The organism is Limnobaculum eriocheiris, assembly GCF_021010575.1.
GTDB lineage: Bacteria > Pseudomonadota > Gammaproteobacteria > Enterobacterales > Enterobacteriaceae > Limnobaculum > Limnobaculum eriocheiris.
The window spans coordinates 1-10,620 of record NZ_JAJNAG010000017.1 but is presented as its reverse complement, the minus strand read 5'-3'; the positions used below and the strand labels follow the sequence as shown (position 1 = coordinate 10,620).

Genomic DNA, 10,620 nt, shown 5'->3' with positions numbered 1-10,620 from the left:
CGAGACTACTCAACCGGGTTTTCAACCACCAGACGGCGGGGAGCTACGCGGCCGTCATCGTCGATTTGGCCTACGCCGATAAACTCGCGTTCATCCCCTACGGTAATACGCACTAACCCGCTGCGCGGAGCGCCCGCGGCTTGTACTGCTTGCCCTTGCTTAACGTATACACCCATTACCGGTAATAAGTTAACTTCCGGGAAGTCAGCAACAGCACTGTCCATTGGTAGCAGCAGTGGATCTAAATCTTCCGCCGGTGCACGTTCTTCCGCCTGAGCGTTATTAACAATTTGCTCAAGCTGAGTCAGAGTCACCATCCGTTCCGTTGGATAATCCGCCACATTCAGACGACGCAAATAAATCACATGGGCACCACAGCCCAGTAATTCACCTAAATCGTCAACAATGGTGCGGATATAGGTACCTTTGGAACAATGAATTTCCAACTCCAGTTCGTTACCTTCCTGGCGAATGAATTTCAGTTCATATACGGTAATTTTTCGGGATTCGCGTGGAACTTCAATACCCTGGCGGGCATACTCATACAGCGGTCGGCCCTGATATTTCAATGCGGAATACATTGATGGGATCTGGTCTGATTCGCCGCGAAAAGTTTCCAGTGCGCTATCAAGTTGAGCCTGAGTAAAATTAATCGGGCGTTCAGAAATGATAGCGCCATCGGAATCAGAGGTATCGGTTCTTTGCCCCAATCGTGCGATCACGCGGTAACGTTTGTCCGCATCCAATAAAAACTGAGAGAACTTGGTGGCTTCTCCCAGACAGATTGGCAACATGCCCGTAGCCAACGGATCCAGCGCACCGGTATGTCCCGCCTTATTAGCGTTGAAGATACGTTTTACCTTTTGCAGGACATCGTTAGAGCCAATGCCCGTCGGCTTATCCAGCAGCAGAACACCATGTATATCGCGACCGCGACGACGAGGACGACCCATTACTCTTTTTCCTCATCCTCACCGGCAGCAGCACGGCGCTCAGCATCGTTCTTCACTACGCTGGTCACCAGGTTTGACATACGCATACCTTCTACCAGAGAGTTATCATAAGCAAAGGTCAATTCAGGAATCACCCGCAGACGCATCGCTTTTCCTAACAGTGAACGGATGAAACCAGATGCGTCCTGTAAAGCTTTCAGACCGCCTGCAATGGCATCTTCGTCGTTATCATTCAGAAAAGTCACGAATACTTTGGCATAAGCCAGATCCCGTGAAAGCTCTACGCCAGAAACCGTTGCCATTCCAATGCGCGGATCTTTGACTTCACGCTGTAGAATGATGGCAATCTCTTTTTGCATCTCCTGAGAAACGCGCTGAGTACGGCTAAATTCTCTTGCCATAATTATTAATCTCCAAAACAATGAGGGGGCGCCAGGCCCCCCAAATGGATACTACTTTAAGCCATCGGAATTAAGCGATAGTACGCTGAATCTCGATAACTTCAAACACTTCAATCAGGTCGCCAACGCGAACATCATTGTAGTTCTTCACGCCGATACCACATTCCATACCGTTACGTACTTCGCTGGCATCATCTTTAAAGCGACGCAGAGACTCCAGCTCGCCTTCATAGATAACCACGTTGTCACGCAATACGCGGATTGGGTTATGACGCTTAACAATACCTTCAGTGACCATACAGCCAGCGATGGAACCAAACTTCGGTGAACGGAATACGTCACGTACTTCAGCCAGACCAATGATCTGCTGTTTGTATTCAGGTGCCAACATACCGCTCATGGCTTGTTTCACTTCGCCAATCAGGTCATAAATCACTGAGTAGTAACGCAGATCCAGGTTCTCAGCCTCAATAACTTTACGCGCAGAAGCATCAGCACGAACGTTAAAGCCTAAGATGATAGCGTTAGAAGCAGCCGCCAGAGTAGCATCAGTTTCAGTAATACCACCTACGCCCGAACCAACAATCTTCACTTTTACTTCATCAGTAGACAGGTTCCGTAGTGATTCACAAATCGCTTCGGTAGAACCCTGAACGTCTGCTTTCAGAACGATATTCAGTTCAGAAACATCACCTTCTTCCATGTTCGCAAACATGTTTTCCAGTTTAGACTTCTGCTGACGCGCCAGTTTCACTTCACGGTATTTGCCCTGACGATATAAAGCGACTTCACGCGCTTTCTTCTCATCACGGACCACCGTCGCTTCATCACCCGCAGCAGGAACCGCTGACAGACCCAGAATTTCTACCGGAATTGATGGACCCGCTTCATTGATTTCATGACCCACTTCATCACGCATTGCGCGAACGCGGCCATATTCAAAACCACAAAGAACGATATCGCCTTTACGCAGCGTACCTTCCTGAACCAGAACCGTTGCCACCGGGCCACGACCTTTATCCAGGAATGATTCAATCACTACACCACTCGCCATACCTTCGCGCACGGCTTTCAGCTCCAGAACTTCAGCCTGTAGCAGAATCGCATTCAGCAGGTCATCAATACCGGTACCGACTTTCGCAGAAACCGGGATGAACTGAGTATCGCCGCCCCACTCTTCAGGCAGAACGTTGTGCTGTGACAGCTCGTTCTTAACGCGATCCATATCCGCTTCCGGCTTATCGATCTTGTTCACCGCAACCACTAAAGGAACTTTCGCTGCTTTAGCGTGCTGAATAGCTTCGATAGTCTGTGGCATCACGCCATCATCTGCCGCAACCACCAGAACAACGATATCCGTTGCCTGAGCACCACGAGCACGCATTGAGGTAAACGCGGCGTGTCCCGGGGTATCCAGGAAGGTGATCATGCCATTTTCAGTTTCAACGTGATAAGCACCGATATGCTGGGTAATACCACCCGCTTCGCCGGAGGCGACTTTGGTTGAACGGATATAGTCCAGCAGCGATGTTTTACCATGGTCTACGTGACCCATGATGGTAACAACCGGTGCACGAGGCTCCAGTGCTGCGTTAGTATCACGGTCACTCATCAGCGCTTCTTCAAGCTCGTTTTCACGACGCAGAATAACTTTGTGGCCCATCTCTTCAGCAACCAGTTGAGCAGTTTCCTGATCGATAACCTGGTTGATAGTGGCCATGGCGCCCAGTTTCATCATGGTTTTAATAACCTGAGAACCTTTAACTGCCATTTTGTTTGCCAGCTCGGCAACGGTGATAGTTTCACCAATCACTACGTCACGGTTTACTACCTGAGCTGGTTTATTAAAGCTGTGCTGTAATGTGCTTGGCTTACGCTTACCTTTACCACCACGGGTAACGGCGCGAGCCTCTTCACGGTCGGCTTTCGATTCAGAGAGTTTGTTCCCTTTCTTCGGCTTACCTGACTTACCACCGCGAGCACGACGATCGCCTTCAACTTTACGATCGTTCTCATCTTCTGCTTCACGCGCATGGTGGGAAGTCGTCACGTGGTAATCTTCAACCACTTCTTCTTCCACTGATTCAGATGCCCAACGGCCTTCGTTCTCTTCGGCCATTTTACGAGCTTCTTCTGCTACGCGTTTTGCTTCTTCTTCAACTTTGCGCTGCATTTCTTCTTCAGCTTTACGCTTCAGTTCTGCTGCTTCTGCTTCACGACGGGCTTTTTCCGTCTGGGCTGGTTTTTCAGCCTTTTCTGCAGGTTTATTCGCTGTTGTCGCCACTTTAGCTTTCTCTTCAGCCGCTTTCTTAGCAGCAGCTTCACGCTTGGCTTTCTCTTCTGCTTCGCGTTTCGCCTGCTCTTCTGCAGCACGTTTGGCTTTCTCTTCTGCTTCGCGTTGCGCTAATTCTTCGGCTTCGCGAGCTGCCTGTGCTTCCGCTTCCTGAGCTTCTTGTGAGTCACGGTTTACATAAGTACGTTTTTTACGTACTTCAATCTGGACAGATTTACTTTTGCCACCGGTACTTGGAATGCTCAGTGTGCTACGGGTCTTACGTTGCAACGTAAGTTTGCTCGGCGCACCACCATGTTCATGGTTTAAATGCGTCAGCAACGTCTCTTTTTCCTGCTGGGTCACGGAGTCCGAGGCAGACTTTTTAATACCTGCATCAGCAAACTGCTGTAACAGGCGGTCTACCGGAGTTTGGATCTCTTCGGCCAGCGATTTTATGGTTACTTCTGACATGCTGTTCCTTCCTGCTACAGTGATTACTCTTGATCGCCAAACCAACAAATATTGCGAGCGGCCATAATTAACTCGCCAGCTTTTTCGCTGGTCAGGCCATCAATATCTGTTAAATCGTCAACACCCTGCTCCGCAAGGTCTTCTAACGTACAAACGCCTTTTGCAGCCAACTTGTACGCCATAGAACGATCAAGATTAGGCAGACTTAATAAATCTTCTGCCGGCTTGTTGTCGCCAAGGCTCTCTTCCTGCGCTAATGCCAGCGTGGTTAACGCATTTTTAGCACGGGTACGTAACGCTTCAATGGTGTCTTCATCCAGACCATCAATTTCTAACAGCTCTTTCACCGGCACATAAGCCAGTTCTTCCAGAGATGAGAAGCCTTCCTGTACCAGTACCGTTGCGAAATCTTCATCGATATCCAGATACTTGGTAAAGGCATCAATCGCAGCGTATGTTTCTGCCTGATGTTTTGCATGTAACTCTTCAGTTGTCATCACGTTCAGCTCCCAGCCGGTCAGCTGTGCAGCAAGACGAACGTTTTGACCGTTACGACCAATCGCCTGAGCCAAATTACCGGCTTCTACAGCGATATCCATGGTGTGTCTATCTTCGTCAACAACGATAGAGGCCACGTCTGCGGGGGCCATCGCATTAATTACAAACTGTGCAGGATTATCATCCCATAATACGATATCGATACGCTCACCGCCCAGTTCACCAGAAACGGCCTGTACGCGCGCACCGCGCATACCAACACAGGCACCAACCGGGTCGATACGCTTATCGTTGGTTTTCACAGCAATTTTCGCACGGGAACCCGGATCGCGAGCAGCCGCTTTAATTTCAATAACTTCTTCGCCAATTTCCGGTACTTCAATGCGGAACAGTTCAATCAGCATTTCCGGACGTGAACGGCTGATAAACAGCTGGGCACCACGCGCTTCCGGGCGAACGATATACAGTACGCCGCGAACACGGTCACCTGGGCGGAAGTTTTCACGCGGTAGCATATCTTCACGACCAATAACGGCTTCGGCATTATTACCTAAATCAAGAATGATGCTATCACGGTTAACTTTTTTAACGACGCCAGTAACGATTTCGCCTTCATACTCGCGGAATTGCTCAACCACCATCGCGCGTTCAGCTTCACGTACTTTCTGTACGATAACCTGTTTCGCGGTTTGAGTTGTGATACGGTCAAAGGTTACCGACTCAATTTGATCTTCAACGTAATCGCCAACCTGAATTTCAGGTTCATCAAGACGAGCAGCATCTAACGTAATTTCACGCGTTGGCTGAGTGACAGTTTCAACCACCATCCAGCGGCGGAAAGTATCAAAATCGCCGGAGCGATGATCAATACTTACGCGAACGTCAATTTCCTGCTCATACTTTTTCTTAGTTGCCGTTGCCAGAGCTGTTTCTAGCGCCTCGAAAATTTTCTCACGAGGAAGCGCCTTTTCATTAGAAACCGCTTCAACAACAGCCAGAATCTCTTTATTCATCTAGTTGCCTCATATGAGCTCTAAAAGTGGGGGACCAGATTCGCTTTCTGAATATTGCTCAGTGCGAATACTTCATCTTTACCTTCCACATCAAGAGTTATCATTTCACCCTCGACGGATTTAATCTTGCCTGCCCATCTACGACGGTTTTGTACACCCATGCGCAAAGTCAGGGATACGTCTTCATTGATAAAGCGCTCATAATGAGCCGCTGTAAATAACGGTCTTTCCAGACCCGGAGACGATACCTCCAGGTTATAGGCCGTAGTAATTGGATCTTCAACATCCAGTACTGCACTGACCTGATGACTGACATCGGCACAGTCATCAACATTAATACCGTTTTCACTATCAATGTAGATACGCAAAGTCGATTGACGCCCACGGATGAACTCAATACCAACCAGTTCAAAGCCCAATGCTTCTACCGGTGCGCTTATCAACTCTGTCAACTTCTGCTCTAGCGTGGCCAACCCCACCCCCAAGACATAAAAAAAGGGCATAAAGCCCAGTGATTCTGCTGTCTAATAACAAAAAACCCCGATAAGTCGGGGCTTTTTGCAACTGGACCCTGTTACTGAGAAAGCGATTGAGCTACTGACTCAGTGAGTATCTTTTCAAATAAACAGCCGCAACAAACTGTCGCTGCTCTATTTGAAAATAAACTAGGGAAAATGGTTGCGGGGGCCGGATTTGAACCGACGACCTTCGGGTTATGAGCCCGACGAGCTACCAGGCTGCTCCACCCCGCGTCCGAACGATGCGTATAATACGCTAACCACCTGCAAAACGCAAATGTTCAAAAGGTAATGCTTATGGGACAGGCCTTAAGTACTCATCCGCTTGATCAATGATAGTAAATAATCACTAACCGGGCTTACCCGTCTGAATCCAATTACTGCATCTTTTATATTTGCATATGATAACTTAATGACAATATAAACACCTTAGATGCGCTGATAATACGGGCTCCTTTGGAAGAAATCAAAATTTTATCCACCCGTGAATAACCACATCAACTTTAACTTTCAGCCTGTTCAGGGCTGGCCATACCCAAAAAACACGCTATCAAGTTAATCAACCTTTATCTGCCCATCAGTTAATCATCTTCCAACCACTCACTGGTCGATTTTAACCGCTTAGCCTGCAGATCAAACCGCTGGACCAAATTGCGATGTTATCCCTCGACGCGCCTCATGATAATGAGCCGTCAATATTATATTCCCCCCTTATTATAAGGAGGGAAATGACATGTCCGGATCAGGCAAACACTTGCTTAAAACGACATATAACCGGGCTAATCACTCAATTTATTACAGACAGGAAGAAAAAGGATACCTCATGAAAAGAGAGGGAATATTGAAACATATCCCATGGATATTGTTGGCAATACTTGGCGCATCTTGCCTGGGCGTAGTTGCTTTACGCCGTGGCGAGCACATCAGCGCCCTGTGGATTATCGTTGCTTCTGTATCGGTTTATCTGGTGGCATACCGCTACTACAGCCTTTATATCGCTTCTAAAGTGATGCAATTGGATCCAAACCGTGCAACACCAGCCGTGATTAATAATGACGGTCTGAACTATGTACCTACTAACAAAAAAGTACTGTTTGGTCACCACTTTGCTGCTATCGCTGGCGCAGGCCCATTAGTTGGTCCTGTATTGGCTGCACAGGTTGGTTATCTGCCTGGTACCCTATGGCTGCTGGCCGGTGTGGTATTAGCAGGTGCAGTACAAGACTTTATGGTACTGTTCATCTCCTCACGCCGTAATGGTGCTTCACTGGGTGAGATCATCAAAAAGGAAATGGGCCCGGTTCCGGGAACTATCGCGCTGTTTGGCTGTTTCCTGATTATGATCATCATTCTGGCAGTACTGGCACTGATCGTTGTTAAAGCCCTGGCCGAAAGTCCATGGGGTGTGTTTACCGTATGTTCGACTGTACCGATCGCGCTGTTCATGGGGATTTACATGCGCTTCTTACGCCCGGGTCGTGTGGGCGAAATTTCGGTTATCGGTATCATTCTGTTAGTCGCATCCATTTGGTTCGGTGGCGTTATTGCCCACGACCCATACTGGGGCCCTGCACTGACTTTCAAAGACACCACTATTACCTATACGCTGATTGGTTATGCCTTTATCTCTGCCTTACTGCCTGTATGGCTGATTCTGGCACCGCGCGATTATCTGGCAACTTTCCTGAAAATCGGTGTTATCGTTGGTTTAGCAATTGGTATTGTGATCCTGAACCCAGACCTGAAAATGCCTGCCGTAACGCAGTACATTGATGGTACTGGTCCAGTGTGGAAAGGCTCACTGTTCCCATTCCTGTTTATTACTATCGCCTGTGGTGCTGTTTCTGGCTTCCATGCGCTGATTTCTTCTGGTACTACGCCAAAACTGCTGGCTTGCGAAACCGACTCTCGTTTCATCGGTTACGGCGCAATGCTGATGGAATCTTTCGTAGCTATCATGGCTCTGATCGCGGCTTCTATTATCGAGCCTGGTCTGTACTTTGCAATGAACACCCCGCCAGCAGCGTTAGGCATCACCATGCCAGACCTGCACAGACTGGGTACTGCAGATGCACCAATGATCATAGAATCACTGCGTGATGTGACTACCCATGCTGCGGCTACCGTTAGCTCATGGGGCTTTGTAATCAGCCCCGATCAAATCCTGCAAACCGCTAAAGACATCGGTGAACCTTCAGTACTGAACCGTGCTGGTGGTGCTCCAACATTAGCCGTTGGTATTGCACACGTGTTCCATCAGATCATTCCTGCGGCGAACATGGGCTTCTGGTACCACTTTGGTATTCTGTTTGAAGCACTGTTCATCCTGACTGCTCTGGATGCCGGTACTCGTTCTGGCCGCTTTATGCTGCAAGACCTGCTGGGTAACTTCGTTCCATTCCTGAAGAAAACTGATTCTCTGATTGCCGGTATTATCGGTACCGCGGGTTGCGTTGGTCTTTGGGGTTACTTACTGTATCAAGGCGTAGTGGATCCATTAGGCGGCGTGAAGAGCCTGTGGCCTCTGTTCGGTATCTCCAACCAGATGTTAGCAGCTGTTGCTCTGGTTCTGAGTACCGTTGTACTGATTAAGATGAAGCGTACCAAGTACATTTGGGTTACCGTGATTCCAGCTATTTGGCTGCTGATCTGTACCACTTATGCACTGGGTCTGAAACTGCTGAGCGACAATCCTCAGTTAGAAGGCTTCTTCTTCCAGGCTAACAACTATAAGCAGAAGATCGCTGATGGTGGTGCTAACCTGACTGCACAACAGATTGCTAATATGAACCACATTGTAGTTAACAACTACACTAACGCTGGTTTAAGCATCCTGTTCCTGTTAGTGGTTTACAGCATCATTTTCTACGGTATCAAAACTGCAATGGCTGCGCGTAAAAAATCAGAACGTACCGATCAGGAAACGCCTTTTGTGCCAGTTCCTGAAGGTGGTATTCAGATTTCTTCGCACCACTAACAGACATCATGAATACGTTGCATAATATAAATAATGCCGTATTCAGAACAAGTTAAGATCTGATATTCATGGGCGCAGCAAACACTGCGCCCATTATCCATCAGATTTACAGATAATTTTTGTAGCGTATTTTCCTGGAGAACAACATGTTTGGAAATCTCGGTCAGGCTGGTAAATATCTGGGGCAAGCCGCGCGTATGCTAATCGGTGTACCTGATTATGATAATTACGTTCAGCATATAAAGCTCACTCACCCGGACCAAACGCCGATGACTTACGAAGAGTTTTTTCGCGAACGTCAGGATGCCCGCTACGGTGCAGACGGCAAAGGCGGAATGCGCTGCTGTTAACAGACACTAAGGATGCGATATGAAACCCATTGCAGTCACTATCCTGACAGGCTTTTTGGGTGCAGGTAAAACCACCTTATTACGCCACATTCTGAATGAAAATCACGGTTATAAAATTGCTGTTATTGAAAATGAATTTGGTGAAGTACCAATAGATAATACCATTATTGGCGATCGCGCCAGCCGTATCACCACCCTCAGCAACGGTTGCATCTGTTGCAGCAAATCGGATGAACTGGAAAACGCCCTGCTGGATTTGTTAGATGGCGTAGATAAAAATCAGTTGGAATTTGACCGTCTGATTATCGAATGTACCGGTATGGCCGATCCTGGTCCTATTACTCAAGCCTTTTTTGCTCATGAACGTATTTGCCAACGCTTTTTGTTAGATGGCATTCTCACATTAGTCGATGCGGTACATGCCGATCAGCAACTAAGTCAATTTACTCTCTCACAAGCACAAGTTGGCTATGCAGATCGCATTTTGCTGACCAAAACCGATATTGCAACAGATAATGAAGCATTGATTCAACGGCTACAGCTAATGAATGCTCGCGCTTCTATTCACAAAGTGACACATGGCAATATCGACCTCAGTGTCTTGTTTGATATCGAAGGCTTTGTGCTTAATGATAAGTTAAATGTAACAGCACCAACGCCCGTTTTTCGCCGAATACCTCAGCCACAAAATAATATTCAGTCAATAGTAATCTATCACGACCAACCGCTAGAACTGATGCAAATATCCGAAGTCATGGAAAACCTTCTGGTGAAATTTGCTGATAATTTGCTGCGTTATAAAGGAATTTTGCTGATAAAAGATGAATCCCGTCGCCTGCTGTTTCAAGGCGTACAGCGTCTGTACAACGCCGACTGGGATCGTGAGTGGCTTTCAGATGAAGAACAAAAAAGCACCATGATATTCATCGGTATCGATTTACCAGAAGAAGAAATTCGAACTAAATTTGCCGAATTATCAAACTGATAATTATCATCAATAATACCCTTTCGAAACACTAAACAAAAAGCCCCACATTTGCGCTGAGGGATCCCCACAAAATCAGCGCTAATAAACCAACACCATACTCTGGTAGGTTTTGGCGAGATGATTAAGAACAGTACTGAGTACTGTTCGTCTTAAAATTAGCGGAGAGTGTCGCAAGA

General features: G+C 47.4%; 8 protein-coding genes and 1 tRNA gene. 3 read left to right on the top strand and 6 right to left on the bottom strand.

Annotation, left to right across the window (positions count from 1 at the left end; translation table 11 throughout):
- Positions 1-5: 5 nt before the first annotated feature.
- From truB to LPW36_RS09145, 6 genes are all read right to left on the bottom strand, one after another.
- On the bottom strand, positions 6-953 hold the full coding sequence (gene truB / locus LPW36_RS09170) for a tRNA pseudouridine(55) synthase TruB (protein ID WP_230609379.1): 948 nt from the start codon (positions 951-953) through the stop codon (positions 6-8).
- On the bottom strand, positions 953-1,354 hold the full coding sequence (gene rbfA, locus LPW36_RS09165; protein ID WP_140919748.1) for a 30S ribosome-binding factor RbfA: 402 nt from the start codon (positions 1,352-1,354) through the stop codon (positions 953-955). The genes truB and rbfA overlap by 1 nt, the downstream gene beginning before the upstream one ends.
- A gap of 70 nt (positions 1,355-1,424) precedes the next feature.
- Positions 1,425-4,100 carry a translation initiation factor IF-2 gene (infB, locus tag LPW36_RS09160; protein ID WP_230609378.1) on the bottom strand — a complete coding sequence of 892 codons (2,676 nt, stop codon included), beginning with the start codon at positions 4,098-4,100 and terminating at the stop codon, positions 1,425-1,427.
- Between the two features lie 23 nt (positions 4,101-4,123).
- Positions 4,124-5,611, bottom strand: a complete 1,488-nt coding sequence (gene nusA / locus LPW36_RS09155) for a transcription termination factor NusA (protein ID WP_230609377.1) — start codon at positions 5,609-5,611, stop codon at positions 4,124-4,126.
- Positions 5,612-5,631: 20 nt separating this feature from the next.
- Positions 5,632-6,084, bottom strand: a complete 453-nt coding sequence (rimP, locus tag LPW36_RS09150) for a ribosome maturation factor RimP (protein WP_230609376.1) — start codon at positions 6,082-6,084, stop codon at positions 5,632-5,634.
- 202 nt (positions 6,085-6,286) lie between these two features.
- Positions 6,287-6,363, bottom strand: a tRNA-Met gene (locus tag LPW36_RS09145).
- A gap of 589 nt (positions 6,364-6,952) precedes the next feature.
- Between LPW36_RS09145 and LPW36_RS09140 the strand changes: the two genes are divergently transcribed.
- From LPW36_RS09140 to yjiA, 3 genes are all read left to right on the top strand, one after another.
- A complete protein-coding gene (locus LPW36_RS09140; protein ID WP_230609375.1) occupies positions 6,953-9,106 on the top strand; it encodes a carbon starvation CstA family protein in 2,154 nt (717 codons plus the stop codon).
- Between the two features lie 146 nt (positions 9,107-9,252).
- The gene (locus LPW36_RS09135) at positions 9,253-9,456 is read left to right on the top strand and encodes a YbdD/YjiX family protein (protein ID WP_108901291.1); all 204 of its coding nucleotides are present in this window, start codon (positions 9,253-9,255) and stop codon (positions 9,454-9,456) included.
- A 19-nt stretch (positions 9,457-9,475) separates the two neighbouring features.
- Positions 9,476-10,441, top strand: coding sequence for a GTPase (gene yjiA / locus LPW36_RS09130; protein WP_230609374.1), 966 nt, complete (start codon positions 9,476-9,478; stop codon positions 10,439-10,441).
- Positions 10,442-10,620: the final 179 nt, after the last annotated feature.